The 18,716-nt window shown below is 40.8% G+C and carries 16 protein-coding genes; 14 read left to right on the top strand and 2 right to left on the bottom strand.

What is annotated here, in order from left to right:
- Nucleotides 1-106: 106 nt before the first annotated feature.
- The 14 genes from uvrB to FBF83_RS10450 all read left to right on the top strand — a co-directional run bounded on the left by uvrB (nucleotide 107) and on the right by FBF83_RS10450 (nucleotide 16,529).
- Nucleotides 107-2,083, top strand: coding sequence for an excinuclease ABC subunit UvrB (gene uvrB, locus FBF83_RS10385; RefSeq protein ID WP_136947073.1), 1,977 nt, complete (start codon nucleotides 107-109; stop codon nucleotides 2,081-2,083).
- 7 nt (nucleotides 2,084-2,090) lie between these two features.
- Nucleotides 2,091-4,958: an excinuclease ABC subunit UvrA gene (uvrA, locus tag FBF83_RS10390; RefSeq protein ID WP_136947074.1), complete on the top strand. Its 2,868-nt coding sequence runs from the start codon at nucleotides 2,091-2,093 to the stop codon at nucleotides 4,956-4,958.
- A gap of 364 nt (nucleotides 4,959-5,322) precedes the next feature.
- Complete coding sequence (locus FBF83_RS10395) at nucleotides 5,323-5,616, top strand: DUF4870 domain-containing protein (protein WP_136947075.1); 294 nt, start codon at nucleotides 5,323-5,325, stop codon at nucleotides 5,614-5,616.
- Between the two features lie 48 nt (nucleotides 5,617-5,664).
- On the top strand, nucleotides 5,665-6,714 hold the full coding sequence (locus tag FBF83_RS10400) for a DUF4097 family beta strand repeat-containing protein (protein ID WP_169525355.1): 1,050 nt from the start codon (nucleotides 5,665-5,667) through the stop codon (nucleotides 6,712-6,714).
- A 68-nt stretch (nucleotides 6,715-6,782) separates the two neighbouring features.
- Nucleotides 6,783-7,142, top strand: coding sequence for a phage holin family protein (locus tag FBF83_RS10405; protein ID WP_136947077.1), 360 nt, complete (start codon nucleotides 6,783-6,785; stop codon nucleotides 7,140-7,142).
- A gap of 85 nt (nucleotides 7,143-7,227) precedes the next feature.
- Nucleotides 7,228-7,788 (top strand): glycerol-3-phosphate responsive antiterminator, encoded by a 561-nt coding sequence (locus FBF83_RS10410; RefSeq protein ID WP_136947078.1) that lies wholly within the window; start codon nucleotides 7,228-7,230, stop codon nucleotides 7,786-7,788.
- Between the two features lie 203 nt (nucleotides 7,789-7,991).
- Nucleotides 7,992-8,819: an MIP/aquaporin family protein gene (locus FBF83_RS10415; protein ID WP_136947079.1), complete on the top strand. Its 828-nt coding sequence runs from the start codon at nucleotides 7,992-7,994 to the stop codon at nucleotides 8,817-8,819.
- A gap of 41 nt (nucleotides 8,820-8,860) precedes the next feature.
- A complete protein-coding gene (gene glpK / locus FBF83_RS10420; protein WP_136947080.1) occupies nucleotides 8,861-10,357 on the top strand; it encodes a glycerol kinase GlpK in 1,497 nt (498 codons plus the stop codon).
- A 275-nt stretch (nucleotides 10,358-10,632) separates the two neighbouring features.
- On the top strand, nucleotides 10,633-12,309 hold the full coding sequence (locus tag FBF83_RS10425) for a glycerol-3-phosphate dehydrogenase/oxidase (RefSeq protein WP_240688071.1): 1,677 nt from the start codon (nucleotides 10,633-10,635) through the stop codon (nucleotides 12,307-12,309).
- A gap of 189 nt (nucleotides 12,310-12,498) precedes the next feature.
- Nucleotides 12,499-13,437 (top strand): HPr(Ser) kinase/phosphatase, encoded by a 939-nt coding sequence (gene hprK, locus FBF83_RS10430; RefSeq protein ID WP_136947082.1) that lies wholly within the window; start codon nucleotides 12,499-12,501, stop codon nucleotides 13,435-13,437.
- A 180-nt stretch (nucleotides 13,438-13,617) separates the two neighbouring features.
- Nucleotides 13,618-14,430, top strand: coding sequence for a prolipoprotein diacylglyceryl transferase (gene lgt / locus FBF83_RS10435; RefSeq protein ID WP_136947083.1), 813 nt, complete (start codon nucleotides 13,618-13,620; stop codon nucleotides 14,428-14,430).
- Between the two features lie 14 nt (nucleotides 14,431-14,444).
- Nucleotides 14,445-15,392, top strand: coding sequence for a nucleoside recognition domain-containing protein (locus FBF83_RS10440; RefSeq protein WP_136947084.1), 948 nt, complete (start codon nucleotides 14,445-14,447; stop codon nucleotides 15,390-15,392).
- Complete coding sequence (gene ppaX, locus FBF83_RS10445; RefSeq protein WP_136947085.1) at nucleotides 15,382-16,026, top strand: pyrophosphatase PpaX; 645 nt, start codon at nucleotides 15,382-15,384, stop codon at nucleotides 16,024-16,026. The genes FBF83_RS10440 and ppaX overlap by 11 nt, the downstream gene beginning before the upstream one ends.
- The gene (locus tag FBF83_RS10450; RefSeq protein ID WP_136947086.1) at nucleotides 16,023-16,529 is read left to right on the top strand and encodes an acyltransferase; all 507 of its coding nucleotides are present in this window, start codon (nucleotides 16,023-16,025) and stop codon (nucleotides 16,527-16,529) included. Before ppaX ends, FBF83_RS10450 begins: the two co-directional genes overlap by 4 nt.
- Before the next feature lie 40 nt (nucleotides 16,530-16,569).
- Here the strand turns inward: FBF83_RS10450 and map are convergent, their stop codons facing one another.
- A complete protein-coding gene (gene map, locus FBF83_RS10455; protein ID WP_136947087.1) occupies nucleotides 16,570-17,325 on the bottom strand; it encodes a type I methionyl aminopeptidase in 756 nt (251 codons plus the stop codon).
- A gap of 132 nt (nucleotides 17,326-17,457) precedes the next feature.
- Nucleotides 17,458-18,516, bottom strand: coding sequence for a calcium/proton exchanger (gene cax / locus FBF83_RS10460; protein ID WP_169525372.1), 1,059 nt, complete (start codon nucleotides 18,514-18,516; stop codon nucleotides 17,458-17,460).
- Between the last annotated feature and the right edge of the window lie 200 nt (nucleotides 18,517-18,716).

Below are 18,716 nucleotides of genomic sequence, written 5' to 3' on the forward strand. Positions count from 1 at the left end.
ATCGATCGGAAAGAAAAATGGGAATATCAGTTCGCTTTAATTGAAGAATCGACCATATAATGTGATATAATAATTCCTATAGATGAATCGAACGGAGGCGAAGAAGGTGGAAAGAAAGTTTGAATTGGTATCAGATTATGAACCTCAAGGAGATCAACCTGAAGCCATTAAAAAGCTTGTTGAAGGCGTTCAAAACAATGAACGGCATCAGACTCTTCTCGGCGCAACAGGGACTGGTAAAACCTTCACGATGTCAAATGTCATTCAGGAAGTTAATAAGCCAACACTTATTATTGCTCATAACAAAACACTGGCCGGACAGCTATATAGTGAGTTTAAAGAGTATTTTCCAAATAATGCTGTCGAATATTTTGTCAGCTATTACGATTATTATCAGCCTGAAGCATACATACCTCAATCTGATACATTCATCGAAAAAGATGCGAGTATCAATGACGAAATTGACAAGCTTCGACACTCGGCTACGTCGAGTTTGTTTGAGCGTAATGATGTCATTATTGTAGCAAGTGTTTCTTGTATCTATGGTCTAGGTAATCCAGAAGAGTATAGAAGTCTTGTGCTCTCTCTTCGAAAAGGGATGGAGAAAGATCGAGATCAATTACTACGGGACATGGTTGATATTCAATATTCACGTAATGATATTAATTTTACGCGTGGAACATTTCGTGTTCGCGGTGATGTCGTAGAAATCTTTCCTGCTTCACGTGATGAAAATTGCATTCGTGTCGAGTTTTTTGGGGATGAAATTGACCGAATTACAGAAGTGAACTCGTTAACTGGAGAAATTCTTGGAGAGCGAGAACACGTAGCGATCTTTCCTGCTTCCCACTTCGTAACGCGTGAAGAGAAATTAAAAATCGCAATTAAACGAATTGAAGCAGAGCTTGAAGATAGACTTAAAGCATTAAACAATGATGGAAAGTTATTAGAAGCTCAACGTCTTGAACAGCGGACAAGATATGACGTTGAAATGATGGCTGAAATGGGCTTTTGTTCAGGAATCGAAAACTACTCAAGGCATTTAACGTTACGTGATGCTGGGGCTACACCATATACGTTAATGGATTATTTTCCTGAAGACTTCTTGATTATGGTTGATGAGTCACACGTAACACTTCCTCAAGTAAGAGGAATGTACAACGGTGACCAGGCAAGAAAAGGCGTTCTAGTTGATCACGGCTTCCGCCTTCCTTCTGCAAAAGATAATCGCCCGCTTCGCTTTGAGGAATTTGAAGAGAAAGCTCATCAATTCGTATATGTATCTGCAACACCAGGTCCTTATGAAGAGGAGCATTCAACTAAAGTAGTTGAACAAATTATCCGTCCTACAGGATTACTTGATCCAACAATTGAAATACGTCCAATCGAAGGACAAATTGATGATTTGTTAGATGAAATTAACAAACGTTCAGAGCGTAACGAACGAGTCCTTGTTACTACCCTTACGAAAAAGATGTCAGAAGACTTAACGGATTATTTATTAGAAATGGGGGTAAAGGTACGATACCTTCATTCTGAAATTAAGACGCTTGAGCGAATTGAAATTATTCGTGATTTACGATTAGGCGTTTTCGATGTCCTTGTTGGCATTAACCTTCTCAGAGAGGGTCTTGATATACCTGAAGTGTCACTTGTTACGATATTGGATGCTGATAAGGAAGGATTCTTAAGATCAGAACGTTCATTAATCCAAACGATCGGTCGTGCTGCCCGAAATTCTAGTGGACATGTTATTTTATACGCCGATAAAATGACAAATTCAATGGAACTTGCAATTGGTGAAACAAATAGACGTCGGGAAATTCAGCAACAATACAATGAAAAATATAGTATTACGCCAAAAACGATTCAGAAGAAAGTACGTGAAGGAATTCGTGCAACTGTTGCTGCTGAAGACGGTGAAGAATACAAAGTACCGAAGCAAGGTAAAATGACGAAGCAAGAACGTGCTAAAGTGATTGAAAACGTAGAAACAGAAATGAAGGAAGCTGCGCGAGAGCTTAATTTCGAGCGTGCTGCTGAACTTCGTGACCTATTATTAGAGCTTAAAGCGGAAGGATGACGAACAAATGGCAATCGAAGAGATCGTCGTCAAAGGGGCAAGAGCCCACAACTTAAAGAATATAGACGTATCAATTCCAAGAGATAAGCTGGTAGTTGTTACCGGCTTATCTGGGTCTGGTAAGTCTTCATTAGCATTTGACACTATTTATGCTGAGGGGCAGCGACGTTATGTCGAATCACTCTCAGCATATGCAAGACAGTTTCTTGGACAGATGGATAAGCCAGATGTCGATGCCATTGAAGGTCTATCACCAGCTATCTCAATCGATCAGAAGACAACAAGCCGTAATCCTAGATCAACTGTAGGAACTGTAACCGAAATCTACGATTACCTTCGTTTATTATTCGCAAGAATCGGTCGACCAGTATGTCCGAGACATGGTGTGGAAATCACCTCACAGACGATCGAGCAGATGGTAGATCGTATTTTAACCTACGAAGAACGTACGAAATTACAGATTCTATCTCCTGTTGTATCAGGTCGTAAGGGAGAACACGTTAAGGTATTAGAAGATATTAAGAAGCAAGGTTACGTTCGTGTCCGTGTGGATGGCGAAATGATGGAAGTAGCAGACGAAATTACTTTAGAGAAGAATAAAAAGCATTCGATTGAAGTTGTGATTGATCGTATTGTCGTAAAAGACGGTGTTCAATCGCGACTTGCGGATTCACTAGAAACGGCGCTTAATCTTGGCGGTGGACAAGTAATTGTTGATGTGATGGAACAGGAAGAATTGCTTTTTAATCAGCATCATTCTTGTCCATATTGTGGTTTTTCTATTGGTGAACTTGAACCACGATTATTTTCATTTAATAGTCCGTTTGGAGCCTGCCCTTCTTGCGATGGTTTAGGTCTTAAACTTGAGGTTGATCTTGATTTAGTTATCCCGGACTGGGATAAGTCACTTCGTGAGCATGCACTTGCTCCATGGGAGCCAGTTAGTTCTAATTATTATCCACAGTTGCTCCAAAGCGTGTGCAATCATTTCGGGGTCGATATGGATACACCTGTTAATAAGATTCCACGAGCACAACTTGATAAAGTGTTGTACGGAAGTGACGGAGAGAAAGTCTATTTCCGTTATGAGAACGACTTTGGACAAGTACGTGAAAACAACATTATCTTTGAAGGTGTTATTCCTAATGTAGAACGACGCTATCGTGAAACGAGCTCTGATTATATTCGCGAGCAAATGGAAGCTTATATGTCACAAAAGCCATGCCCGAGCTGTAAAGGCTATCGTTTGAAGAAAGAATCGCGTTCAGTATTAATTAATGGAAAACATATTGGCGAAGCAACTGAATATGCCATTAAAGATGCTGCTGGCTTTTTTGATGAGCTTGATTTAACGCCAAAAGAGGCGACGATTGGCAAAATGATTTTACGAGAAATTCAGGATCGACTTGGTTTCCTTGTAAACGTTGGGTTGGATTATTTAACGCTGAACCGATCGGCAGGTACATTATCTGGGGGAGAAGCGCAGCGGATTAGACTTGCGACTCAGGTTGGTTCACGATTAATGGGTGTTCTATATATTCTTGATGAGCCTTCAATTGGTCTTCATCAGCGAGACAATGATCGATTAATTTCAACGCTGCAAAGCATGAGAGATCTTGGCAATACGCTAATTGTCGTTGAACATGATGAAGATACGATGCTTGCTGCTGATCATATTATCGATATTGGACCTGGTGCGGGTGCTCATGGTGGCTTCATTACATCAGAAGGTACGCCAGCTGAGATCATGGATGATGAAGAATCGTTAACTGGTGAATATCTCTCAGGGAAGAAGTTCATTCCTGTTCCATCTGAGCGAAGAAAACCTGATGGACGTTATATTGAGATCGTGGGAGCAAAAGAGAATAACCTAAAAAACACGAAAGCGAAAATCCCAATTGGATTATTTACTTGTGTGACAGGTGTATCTGGTTCAGGTAAAAGTACACTAATTAATGAAATCCTATATAAAACACTCGCACAAAAGCTTCATAAAGCGAAGGATAAGCCAGGTGAGCATAAAAAAATCAATGGCTTAGAATATGTAGATAAAGTAATTGATATTGACCAGTCACCGATTGGACGTACGCCACGATCGAATCCTGCAACCTACACGGGTGTCTTTGATGACATTCGTGATGTATTTGCGTCGACAAATGAAGCTAAAGTACGAGGATATAAAAAAGGGCGATTTAGCTTTAATGTGAAAGGCGGTCGTTGTGAGGCGTGTCGCGGAGATGGCATTATCAAAATCGAAATGCATTTCCTTCCTGATGTGTACGTCCCATGTGAAGTTTGTCATGGCAAACGATATAATCGTGAGACGCTTGAGATTGAGTATAAAGGTAAGAATATTGCCGATATCCTTGAGATGACGGTTGAAGATGGACTAGATTTCTTTAAGAATATACCTAAAATTAATCGTAAACTTCAAACATTATACGATGTTGGGCTAAGTTACATTAAGCTAGGACAACCTGCAACAACTGTTTCCGGCGGTGAGGCACAGCGTGTGAAGCTTGCTTCTCAGCTCTACAAACGATCAACAGGTAAGACGCTATATATCCTTGATGAGCCTACTACAGGATTGCACGTTGACGATATTTCTCGATTACTAGAAGTATTGCAGCGTCTTGTTGATAACGGTGATTCTGTCTTAATTATTGAACATAATCTTGATGTCATTAAGACAGCTGATTACTTAATTGATCTTGGACCCGAAGGTGGGGACGGCGGCGGTGAAGTTATCGCCACTGGCACGCCAGAAAAAATCACGAAAGAAGAACGATCTTATACAGGATACTACCTTGCCCCTATTCTTGAACGAGATAAAAATCGCATGAAGAAAAGGTTAGAGCAAACTCAGTCTGTATAAAGAGAGAAAGACAGCCTCGAGCTGTCTTTTTTTCTTATATTAAACTCAATTTATTAATATTTTTTGAAAGAGTTTTAAAAACAAAATTCAGTTGATTGGAGCGGAAGGTGCTCGACTCCTGCGGGACTAGCGGGACAGGTGAGACCCCACAGGCGCAATGTTTTTGTGCGCCGAGGAGGCTCAGCGCCCGCCCCGCGGAAAGCGAGCACCTGGAGCGGAAATCAGCCATCCTACTATCTACAAAAACACTCTTATTATAAACTTTAATTAGCTCTACAATTTTAATAATTCTTTTTCCCTTCATGAAACTTTCTTTTAGCCGAATCGTATAGATAGGTAGAGATTATTGAAAGGGGAAACAACAATGTCAGTTGAAAAGGTAATGTCTTCTCTTTGTTATTTCAGTGTGTTTTTCGCCCCTTTTCTCTTTCCAATCATCGTCTTTTTCGTGATGAGAGATGAAGAGGTTTCATACCATGCAAAGCGAGCAGTACTATCTCATCTATTCCCATTCCTGTCATTTATACTTGCGCTCATTGCAGTGTTTGTAATGGATGCAGGAGTGGTCATCTTTCTAAGTATGATTTTATTTGGTTTATTAAATGTTATAGTTTTCATCTGGAACATTGTCAAAGGTATCCAGGTTCTCCGCTGGTAGTTGGTCAAGTGAACGTTCACAAGAATCGATAAAAAGGAGATGTGTAGAATGAATGAAGAACGTAAAATGATTCTAAAGATGATTGAGGATGGTAAAATTTCCGCCGATGAAGGTGCAAAGCTTCTAAAAGCGATTTCTCCGAATCAAGAAGTAGAGCAGAAGCATACAAAAGAATCAGAGTCTTACTCAGAACGAGCAGCGCCAACTTATAAGGTTGGACAATTTGTCGAAACGTTGATACAAAAAGTGAAAGATATGGACCTTGATTTTAATTTTGGGTCTTCAGAAGAAGTTTCTCACGTCTTTGAACAATCTGAAGTTAATCCAAGTGCGTTAGATGTGCATGTAAGAAATGGAGAAATTGCTTTTCAGACGTGGGATCGAAATGATGTGAAGATTGATTGTCGTGCGAATGTATACCGTGCGTCTAATGTTCAGGAAGCGTCAGATAAACTATTGCGTGAAACGTACTTTTCGGTTGATAACGATAAGATGACGTTTAAATCAGAGCGGGCAGACGTCAAGGTCAATTTAATTATTTATGTACCGGCTACTGAATACAAAGACGTCTGGATGACGACGTTTAACGGTGATGTAACAGGTGAAAATATGACCTCAGCAAAAGTTAAGTTGAAAACCGCAAATGGAAAAGTCGGTATTCGTCATTCAAAGGTTAATGTTCTAGAAGCTGAAACGGGTAATGGAGCGATTGTTGTAGAAGGGACAACTGGTGAAGTTTGTGAACTTGAAACAGCTAATGGACCAATTACCATTGATGGGACATTCGTAGACACAGAAGCACAATCATTTAATGGAGCGATCCGGCATACCTTACAAAAATCTGTAAGTGGTCGTGCAGATTTCAAAACAGTCAATGGAACCATTCAAATTGTTGTACCAAAAGGAATGAATATTAAAGGTGACTTGAAATCTACCATTGGTGCAATCACTACGGATCTTGACAATATGAGCATTATTCGCGAGAAAAAGGAAATTTCACATCGCATGAAAAAGTTCAGAACGGAAGAGGAATCGGAACATAATTATCGAGTTGAAGCTAATTCAACTGCAGGTTCAATCAGTGTATCTTATCTCTAATTTAGCTGATTAATGTTTCAACAATGGTGAATACTAAGCGCTATTAGCGGATGGCAGGGAGGTGCCTCATGAGACAATGGCTCGTAAGCTTACTTGTCAGTAGCATTGTTTTGATGGTGGTAGCGGGATTCTTTGAAGGTTTCTATATTGAGAATGTGTGGTTTGCCGTACTTGCAAGTGTTATTCTTGCGATAGTGAATGTGCTGATTAAACCGATTTTGATTTTGCTGACTCTCCCTGTTACAATTCTAACGCTTGGTTTATTTCTCATTGTTATTAATGCGATCACACTGATGATGACAGCTGCTCTCATGGGAGATGCGTTTCGTATAGACGGATTTCCCATGGCAATTCTAGCTTCCATTATTATCGGAGTTTTGACTCTCTTAATTGATAAAATCATTATAAAACCAATACGTAACAACTAGCACGCTCTCCGAGAGGGCGTGTTTTTAGTAGCGTATGAAACTGTTAATTCTGGTAAGATATAAAAGTAAAGGAGGGGGGAGGCTCATGCCATTTCATAACCAGAGTATCCTACCAGCAGTAAGGAAAATGAAGGATTTTGAGACGTTACTTTCTAGTTCATACACATATATCGTACTTCTCGATACACATATTGGACAGTTGAAATCGGTAGTCAAGGAAGGAGATCGTGCTGGTAAAAAGATATTACTTCATGCTGATCTCGTCCAAGGATTACGAAACGATGAGCATGGAGCTGAGTTTCTATGTCAGGAAGTTAAGCCAGCGGGATTAATTTCCACAAGATCAAACGTACTATCCGTTGCAAAAAGACGCGGCCTACTCACCGTGCAACGATTATTTATGCTTGATTCTATGGCCCTCGATACAAGCTATAGCATCGTTAAAAATACAATGCCTGACTGCGTAGAAGTGATGCCGGGAATTATTCCACAGGTGTTTGAAGAATTACACGAACAAATTAAAGTGCCGATCTTTGCAGGCGGATTTATTCGCTCAATTGAAGATGTTGAAGCAGCATTAAGTGGGGGAGCAGCAGCTGTGACAACATCGAAGAAAGAGCTCTGGAAACATTATCAACCTAGCTAAACCTCTTGACATCGCTTACATAACTCTGTTTTAATTAATATTAAGTTAATAGCCCGTGTCTGAGATGAGGAGAACCACACAAGAAACCTATCAACAGATAGGGTAATTTGTGTGGTTTTTTTTAATTTCTCTTTTTAAAATGAGAAAATAGGGAATAGTTTCAGGGAGGGGTTGTATCAAAAACTCATAGGAAGGTGATCCAATTGTCTCCTTTTATAGGTGAAATATTAGGAACCATGATTTTAATCATTTTTGGCGGGGGTGTTGTAGCTAACGTCAATTTACAAGATTCAAAAGCTCAAGGGGGCGGATGGATTGTTGTCGCTCTTGGGTGGGGGCTTGGTGTTACAATGGCAGTATACGCAGCTGGCCAAGTAAGTGGCGCTCATATTAATCCAGCAGTAACGCTTGGATTAGCCGCAATTGGTGATTTTCCATGGAGTGATGTACCAGGTTACATAACTGCGCAAATGATTGGTGCATTTCTTGGTGGTTGTATCGTGTATTTTCATTTTCTTCCTCATTTTCGGAAAGAAGAAGATAAAGCGCTTAAACTAGCTGTTTTTTCTACAGACCCTGCCATTCCGCATACGTTTAGCAACTTTTTAAGTGAGTTTATTGGGACAGCGATGTTATTAATTGGTTTACTTGCAATCGGTTCCAATGAATTTACTGAGGGTTTAAATCCCTTTATTGTCGGATTTTTAATTGTTGCGATTGGTCTGTCACTTGGTGGTACGACAGGTTATGCCATTAACCCAGCACGAGACTTGGGACCAAGAATTGCCCACTTTTTCTTACCGATACCAGGAAAAGGTGGTTCCAATTGGCAATATGCCTGGATCCCTGTGGTTGGTCCTGTAGCGGGTGGTATGTATGGTGCAGTCTTCTATAAAGCGGTGACTGAAGCGAGCTACAGCACACTATTCTGGATTTGGACAGTAGCAGTGGCAGTTCTACTCTTTGGCCTTTATCAGATGGGTGACAAGTTACAGGATTCTGTTAAAGCCACTTCTAGGGCAAAGAATTAAATTTGATTGACTAACTTAACTTTATTTAGGGAGGAATTATCATGGAGAAAAAGTTTATTCTATCACTTGATCAAGGAACAACAAGTTCTCGCGCTATTCTTTTTAACAAGAAAGGTGAAATTGTAAACGTTGCACAAAAAGAATTTAAACAACATTTTCCGAAATCGGGTTGGGTAGAACACGATGCACAGGAAATTTGGAGTTCAATTCTATCCGTTATGGCACAGGTGCTTTCGTCAGCGTCTGACTTGTCTGCAAGTGACATCGAAGCAATCGGAATTACGAATCAGCGTGAAACGACAGTCGTATGGGACAAGAACACAGGTAAACCTATTTATAACGCAATCGTTTGGCAATCACGTCAAACAGCAGGGATTGTTAATGAATTGAAAGAGCAGGGATATGAGGAGATGGTTCGAAACAAAACCGGTTTGCTTATTGATGCTTATTTCTCTGGAACAAAGGTAAAGTGGATTCTAGATAACGTTGAAGGAGCGAGAGAGAAGGCGGAGAATGGTGATCTTCTATTTGGAACAATCGATTCTTGGTTAATCTGGAAACTCTCTGGTGGAGAAGCTCACGTAACAGACTACTCAAATGCATCTCGTACATTGATGTATAACATTTACGACTTGGAATGGGACGATGAGCTGCTTGAAATGCTATCCGTTCCTAAATCAATGCTTCCTGAAGTGCGCCCATCTTCTGAAGTCTATGCGAACACAGTTGACTATCACTTTTTCGGACAAAACGTTCCAATCGCAGGTGTTGCTGGTGACCAGCAAGCGGCTCTCTTTGGACAGGCTTGCTATGATAAAGGAATGGCGAAGAACACATATGGAACAGGCTGCTTTATGCTCATGAATACGGGTGAAAAAGCGGTTAAGTCTGAGAATGGTTTATTAACGACTATTGCTTGGGGCGTCGATGGGAAAGTAGAATATGCACTTGAAGGTAGTATTTTTGTTGCTGGATCTGCTATTCAATGGTTACGTGATGGACTTCGTATGTTTAGTGAGTCTCCGGAAAGTGAGCGTTATGCAGAAAGAGTGAAATCAACGGAAGGTGTTTACATGGTTCCGGCATTCGTAGGACTAGGAACACCATACTGGGATAGTGATGTAAAAGGAGCGGTCTTCGGCTTAACGCGAGGTACAAGCAAAGAACATTTTGTTCGTGCTACCCTTGAATCTCTTGCATATCAAACAAGAGACGTTCTTGATGCGATGACAGCTGACTCAGGGATTGATCTAAAAACACTTCGCGTAGATGGTGGCGTAGTCAATAATGATTTCCTCATGCAATTCCAGAGTGATATGATCGGTGTCCCGGTTGAACGTCCAACAGTTAGTGAAACAACTGCGCTTGGTGCTGCATACCTTGCTGGTCTTGCAACTGGATATTGGAAAGATCGTGAAGAAATTAAGCAACAATGGATGGTTGATCATACTTTTGATCCAAAAATGGAAGAAGAGGAAAAAGAAGAGTTGTACAGCGGTTGGAAGAAAGCTGTAAATGCTACTATGGCATTTAAATAGGATTATTTATTAGGCATTCACTCGTTATTGTGCTACAATAAGGATAAGTTAATAATGACCTGGTCGGAGAATATGAGAGGACCACAGCCTTCAGACATGGAAAGTCCATGTTCTGATGAGTTGTGGTCTTTTTTTGTCCTTTTAAGCAGGTCTGTTCAAAGAATGTGTGTTCATATGCTTAATCTACCCTAGTTTAGGGGTAAAGTACTGAAGAGAGTTATTTTGAAAACTAATGTTAAAAAGTTAATTTTAAGATAAAAACAGGGAGTGTGATCATCTTGGTTAAACCATTTTCCGGATTACAAAGAAGTGTAGTCCTTGATCAAATCGTATCTGAAGAGTTAGATGTTCTTGTTGTTGGAGGCGGGATTACAGGAGCAGGTATTCTGCTTGATTCAGCTTCAAGAGGAATGAATGCAGCCGTTATTGAAATGCAGGATTTCGCGGCTGGTACATCAAGTCGATCAACGAAACTTGTTCATGGTGGCCTACGTTACCTGAAGAATTTTGAAGTTGGCCTTGTTGCTGAAGTAGGGAAAGAACGAGCAATTGTATATGAGAATGCTCCACATGTAACAACACCAGAATGGATGTTACTTCCGATTATTAAGGGTGGTACGTTCGGTAAATTCTCAACAAGTGCTGGACTAGCTCTATATGACAGACTTGCAGGTGTTAAACGAAAAGAAAGAAGAAGTATGCTGTCGAAAAAAGAAACACTAAATAAAGAGCCGCTTCTTCGTAAGAGTGACATTAAAGGCGGTGGGTATTACGTTGAGTACCGTACAGATGATGCTCGCCTTACGCTTGAAGTTATGAAAGAAGCTGTCCATCGTGGTGGTAAAGCAGTTAACTATGTAAAAGCAGAACAGCTACTATATGAAGATGGAAAAATCGTTGGTGTACGTGCGAAAGACGTGATCACTGGTGAAACGCGTGAAATTAGAGCGAAAAAAGTGGTTAATGCTGCTGGTCCATGGGTGGATGAGATTAGAGAACTTGATAAATCCAAAAAAGGTAAGCACATGTTCCTAACAAAAGGTGTTCACCTTGTGTTTGATCAATCGAAATTTCCTCTTCAACAAGCGGTTTACTTCGATACACCATTTGATGATGGTCGAATGATGTTTGCAATTCCACGTGCTGGTAAAACGTACATCGGAACGACAGATACACAGTATTCCAAAAATCCTGTTCATCCTCAAATGACTGTAGAAGATCGTGATTACATTGTTGATGCTGCAAATTACATGTTCCCTGAGATTAATGTGACAAAAGAAGATGTGGAATCAAGCTGGTCAGGCGTTCGACCTCTAATTCATGAGGAAGGAAAAGATCCTTCTGAAATTTCACGTAAAGATGAAATTTTCATTTCAGATTCAGGACTCATTACGATTGCAGGCGGTAAGTTAACGGGCTATCGTAAAATGGCTGAAAATGTAATTAATCTTGTAGCCGATCAACTTAAAGAAGAAAAGCACGGGAAGTTCCCGGCTTCTACTACGAAGAATATGGTTCTTTCTGGTGGGTATGTTGGCGGAAGTAAAGGCTTTAAGGATTATGCGAAGGAGCAAGTTCGTCGCGGAACGACGCTTGGTCTAACTGTTAATGAAGCAGAAACACTTGTTCAACGCTACGGTTCAAACATTGAACGTATCTATCAAATCATTGAAACAGTTGGATCAGAAGCGAGCTTCCATCACTTAAGCCTTGAAGTATTCTCAACGCTAATCTATGGTATTGAAGAAGAAATGGTGGCAACACCACTTGATTATTTCAATCGTAGAACAAGTGCCCTGTATTTCGATATTGATTGGGTGCGTCGCTGGAAGGAACCAGTTCTTGAGTACATGGCAAAACGACTAAACTGGTCACAGGAAAGAAAAGAAGCACATATGCAGGAACTTGATCAACAGATTCATGATGCAGTCGTTCCAGTAAACGTTAAATAAATTTTTGAAGAAACCGATGCGGGTGCATTGGTTTCTTTTTTTTGTTAGGTAGGGGGTCAGGTCCGGACCTGACCCCCTACCTACAAATGTAACCTTTCCTTTTCTATGTCCTTTAAAATAAGAAGTGGTACAATAAGGGATAGTTGAAATTGAATCGTGGTTTACGGTTCGTACATAGGAGGTTCACGAATGGTTAAAGTTCGTATGAAAGATGTCATTGAGAAGTTCAATCTTGAACTAGTTAGTGGTGAGGAAGGAATTCATCGCCCAATTACAACGAGCGATATCTCACGCCCAGGGCTAGAAATGGCTGGTTTTTTCACATATTATCCAGCAGAGCGCTTACAACTTCTCGGAAAGACGGAAATGTCCTTTTTTCATGGACTAACGGACGAGCAAAAGGAAGAGCGTATGGCGAAACTCTGTACGGATGAAACGCCTGGTATTGTTCTCTCAAGAGATATGGAAGTGCCAGAGGAGCTTGTGAAGTCTTCAAAAGCGAATGATGTTCCAATTCTACGTTCACCGATGACAACGACTCGATTAAGCAGTCGTTTGACGAATTATCTTGAAAGCCAGCTTGCTCCAAACACGGCTATTCACGGTGTTCTTGTTGATATTTATGGTGTTGGGGTTTTGATTACCGGTTCAAGTGGCGTAGGGAAAAGTGAAACAGCTCTTGAGCTTGTAAAACGAGGTCATCGCCTTGTAGCGGATGATTCTGTTGAGATACGCCAGGAAGCGGAAAATACGCTTGTAGGAAGTGCTCCAGAATTAATTCAGCATCTCCTTGAAATCCGAGGCCTGGGCATTATCAATGTTATGACTCTCTTCGGCGCTGGGGCGATTCGAAATTACAAGAAAATCTCTCTCGTAATGAACCTAGAGCTATGGGATTCAAAGAAAGTCTACGATCGCCTTGGTTTAGAAGAAGAATATATGAAGATTATTGACTCGAATGTTCCACGCCTTGTTGTACCGGTTCGTCCTGGACGTAACCTTGCAATCATCATCGAAGTTGCAGCTATGAACTTCCGATTGAAGAACATGGGAATGAATGCAGCCAAACAATTCTCTGAAAGATTAACGAGAGAAATTGAAGATGGAGACGAACACGATAGCATTTAATCTTAAGGCTCTTTTCTAAAAATTGTTGTTTTTAAAAAGGAGTTTGTATAAAAAGCCACACTTAACTATTTCCGCTCCAGGTGCTCTCGGCCCCAGGAGCGGAAATCAACCAATTTATATCTAAAACGTTTTACGAAAACAGCTAATCTTAAAAGTGAACAAAAAAGGAGAGACAAAGACATGCTAGCATCCATACAGCCGCTTGATCGGATTGCGCTTCAGCTTGGACCGATCTCGATCTATTGGTATGGCATCATTATTGCACTCGGTGCTTATCTCGGTCTGCTACTTGCGGTTAAAGAAACGCAGCGTCAGGGGCTTCCGAAAGAAACGTTTGTAGATTTAATCCTCTGGGCTGTACCGATCGCCATTATATCTGCACGTATCTACTATGTATTGTTCCAATGGAGCTATTACAAAGACAATCCAGGAGACATTTTTGCGATCTGGGAAGGCGGAATAGCGATCCACGGTGCTTTAATCGGATCTGTGATTACAGCAATTGTTTTCACGAGAAAACGTGGACTATCCTTCTGGAAAATTGCTGATATCGCTGCACCTAGCATCCTTCTCGGTCAAGCGATTGGGCGCTGGGGCAACTTCATGAATCAGGAAGCGCACGGTGGTCCTGTCACTCGAGAATTTCTTGAGAATTTAATGCTACCGGATTTCATTGTGAATCAGATGTATATCGATGGGACGTACTACCACCCAACTTTTCTATATGAATCACTTTGGAACTTTGCTGGAGTCATACTGTTATTAGTTCTTCAGAGAACAGCTCTTAAAAGGGGAGAGATCTTCCTATCTTATGTCATCTGGTATTCTTTCGGACGCTTCTTCATAGAAGGCCTTCGCACAGATAGCCTTATGTTAACAGAAACACTGCGAGTGGCTCAGGTAATCTCAGTTGTTCTCATTATCGTGTCAATTGCACTTATTGTTTATCGACGCACCAAAAAGTCGACAAAGCCATACAACGAGAAAGTTTAACTGGAGGTGGTGGAATGGGTACATTGCAACGCGGTTTGAAAGCGGGTCTTCTAACAACGTGGGAACTTGGTAAAATAATCTTTCCAATCACGCTTGCGGTTACGATCCTTCGCTATACTCCTATCCTCGAATGGCTCATCCATCTTATCGCACCAGTGATGAAATGGCTCGGACTTTCAGGAGAAGCGGCTATTCCGTTAGTAATCGGAAACTTCTTGAATTTGTACGCAGGGATAGGCGCTATTCTAACGCTTGATCTTACTGTCAAAGAAGTTTTTATTCTTGCTGTTATGCTCTCGTTTTCTCATAACTTATTGATTGAATCGAGCGTAGCAGCGAGAGTAGGCGTGAAACTGTGGGTCATGTTAGTTGTAAGAATCGGTCTTGCATTCGTGTCTGCCGTTGTCATTAATTTGGTGTGGAACGGTGGTGGCGAGCAGGCTTCGTATGGACTTGTTTCTCAAACGAGTGAAACCGTACAAGGCTGGAGCGCAATTATTGTGCAAGGACTTGAAAAGGCATCGTTCGGTGTTCTTCAGCTTGCACTTATCGTTATCCCACTTATGATATTTATCCAGATCATGAAAGACTTTTCATGGCTTCAAACTTTTTCGCGATGGATGTCTCCTATTACAAGGAGTCTTGGAATGAAAGAGAACACGTCAACCACTTTAGCAGCAGGTCTTGTTTTTGGTCTTGCTTATGGTGCTGGCGTGATGATTCAAGCGGTCAAAGAAGATGGAGTGGAGAAAAAGGATCTTTATTTAGCGTTTATTTTTCTTGTGGCGTGTCATGCTGTAATAGAAGATACGCTTATCTTCATCCCGCTAGGTATTCCTGTTATATGGCTTTTGCTTGTCAGGCTAGTAACGGCCATTTTTCTCACCCTGATTGTCTCAGTAATATGGAAGCGCCGTGAATTGAACGCTTCAGAAAGAAAGGAACCAACGTATGAGCATTAATACTATACTATTTGATTTAGACGGAACGTTGATCAATACAAATGATCTAATAATGGCTTCATTTAGACATACATTTGAACATTTTTATCCAGGGCGTTATCAGGATGAAGAGTTAAAGCAGTTTATTGGTGAGCCCCTCTACCACACATTCGCTAAGCATGATGAAAGTCGAGCAGAAGAAATGGTCGCTTTTTATAGGGAACACAACATTTCGAATCATGATAACCTCGTTACTGAATTTGATGGCGTGTTTGAAACGGTTAAAACCTTATCAGAGAATGGGTACAAACTAGCTATCGTGACATCGAAAATGAGAAACACGGTTGAAATGGGATTAAAGCTAACCAAGCTTGATCAGTTCTTCCCAGTTGTCATCACAGTTGATGAAGTGGAGAACCCTAAACCGCATCCAGAGCAGCTTGAAACAGCTATGAGGAAGCTTGGTTCTATTCGAGAAGAAACGATTATGGTCGGAGATAGCCAATACGATATTCTTGCTGGACAAAACGCAGGCGTTACGACTGTTGGTGTTTCATGGACGATTAAAGGAAGCGACTTCCTTGCATCTTACAAGCCAGATTATTTAGTTGATCATATGGGGGAACTACTCGCGATTGCAGGAGTAGAAAAGTGAGAAACACGGAGCGGTACCCTGTAACTGGCAGCAACGCTCTCTGGCAGATTTATAAGACCGTCCCTTTTTGGAAAGTGGTCAAGAACTTTATCGTTATTCAGCTTGCCCGGTATATGCCGTTTATTCCGGTGAAAAACTGGCTGTACAAAACGTTCCTTGGCGTGAAAATTGGTGATCAGACAGCTTTTGCACTAATGGTGATGTTAGACATTATGTTCCCTGAAAAAATTTCGGTCGGTAAAAATTCGATTATCGGGTACAACACAACAATTCTAGCTCATGAATATTTAATTGATGAATACCGTCTTGGTGATGTAATCATCGGTGATCGAGTTATGATTGGAGCTAACAGCACACTGCTTCCCGGCATTACCATCGGTGACGGAGCAATCGTTTCAGCTGGAACACTCGTACACAAAAGTGTACCTCCTGGTGCTTTCGTTGGTGGGAATCCAATGCAATTGATATATACAAAGGAAGAACATGCGAAGCAAGACATATAAGAAACCCGTAGCCTAAGGCTACGGGTTTCTAGTGTTTCAATTACTCATCGCCCTGATCTGTTAAAAGGACAGGACCTTCTTTTGTAATTGCAAGTGTATGTTCATATTGAGCAGAGATCGTGCCATCTACTGTGCGAGCTGTCCAGCCATCTTCATCTATTGTGCTATAAGGAGCTCCAATGTTTAGCATAGGTTCAATTGTAATGACCATTCCTTCTTTTAAACGTGGGCCAGTACCTGGCTCCCCAAAGTGAGGAATCATTGGTTCTTCATGAAGTGTGGGTCCAATTCCATGACCTGTGAAATCACGTACTACGCCATATCCTTCTCCTTCAGCGTACTTTTGAATCGCATGACCAATATCTCCAATACGGTTACCGATAACTGCCTGTTCTATTCCAAGGTAAAGAGATTTTTTCGTAGCATCAAGTAACTGTTGAACTTCATCAGAAATGGAACCAACAGCATAAGACCATGCGGAATCAGCAAGAGCGCCGTTTAAGTTTACAACCATATCAACTGTCACAATGTCTCCTTCTTTTAGCTTCTGTGTTCCTGGAAATCCGTGACAGATTACGTCGTTCACTGAAGCGCAAGTTGCGAAAGGATAATCATGGTAGCCTTTCTGTTCAGGAGTAGCGCCACGTTCTTCTAGAAAGAATTCTACAAAATCATCAATTTGTTTTGTAGTCACTCCTGGTTTAATAATGTTGCGCAATTCTTTATGGCAGTCAGCAAGGACCTTTCCTGCCTCTTTCATTAATTCGATTTCTCGTTTTGTTTTACGATGAATCATGTTTTCGCCTACTTTCTGCGGTTTTGTTTAAGTATTTGCTTGGATCGACCATGTAATTTTACTAACACGTTATGCAGAGGATCTTCCCTCAGTTACTGTAACAAAAAAGCCTGCAAATTGCAGGCTTCGAATTTATAGTAAATAAAAACCAATTCCCATAATTAAGTACGCAGCAAGCAGTGTTGCTCCTTCAAACCAGTTTGTTTCACCATCGTTACTAATGACAATCGTTAACAAAACAGCCGTTACCATTGTCACTAATTCTGGTAAAGTAAAGACAAGCGGCATTTGTACAGGGAAGAACAGTGAGATCAACACAAGTAGCGGAGCAACAAACATTGCAATCTGAAGGGTCGAGCCTATTGCAATTTCCACTGCCACATCCATTTTGTTCTTATAAGCCATAATAATAGCAGAAGCATGCTCAGCTGCGTTTCCTACAATTGCTACAATAATAACCCCGATAAATAATTCGCTCCATCCAAAGGTTTCCCCTACGGTTTCAAATGTATGAACAAGGCTTTCCGCTACATAACCGACCGCAACTGTTGAAAGTGCTAGAACGATCATAGCCTTCTTCTTGCTCCATTCAGGCTCTTCATGATGAGGCTCTGCTCCGTTTTCTTCATTATGCTGGTAGACACCACGGTGTGTAACAAGCTTAAAGAAGAGAGCGGCAAGGTAAAGAACGATAAGAATCACAGAAATTCCTGTGCTTAATGAGATCGCTTCAGCATCACTCATTCCCATTGCAAACACTTCGGGAATGACAAAGGCTACAATAACACCGAACATTAATAATCCAGAATTGTGTCTTGCGTCATAAACATTGAATTTCTGACGTTTAAATTTAAGACCTCCAACAAAGAATGAAAGTCCTGCAACAAGAAGAAGGTTTCCGAGTACAGATCCTGTAAGGGAAGCTAGTACAATTTCAATTAATCCTTCTTTTAAAGCAAAGATAGAAATGATGAGTTCAACCGCATTACCGAATGTTGCATTTAATAATCCACCGATTCTTGGACCAGATATCACTGCGAGGCTTTCAGTGGCCCTTCCCATGTAAGCAGCAAGTGAAACGATCGTTAAACAATAGACCACGAACATTAGAACCTGTGACCAGTGAAGAAGACTTCCTGCTACTGAGAGAGGAACGCCAATGGCGACTAAGAAAAAGAAAATTTTGTTTATCACGGTGCACATCCTTTCTGTTTTTATCATTAGTTTATTCTTTCTTTATTATAGTTTTCATTTATTGGGAAAGAAAGTTTTACCAAAAGGGTCTTTCTGAGCATCATTCTTTTCTAAATAAAATGAAGCATAGCAGAAGCGGATATCGACCACTACTCTTTTTGAAAGGCTCTTTTTCTAAAAGATAGTTGCTTTTCAAC

The sequence above is a fragment of the Guptibacillus hwajinpoensis genome (genome assembly GCF_005144865.1).
Taxonomy (GTDB): domain Bacteria; phylum Bacillota; class Bacilli; order Bacillales; family Guptibacillaceae; genus Guptibacillus; species Guptibacillus hwajinpoensis_A.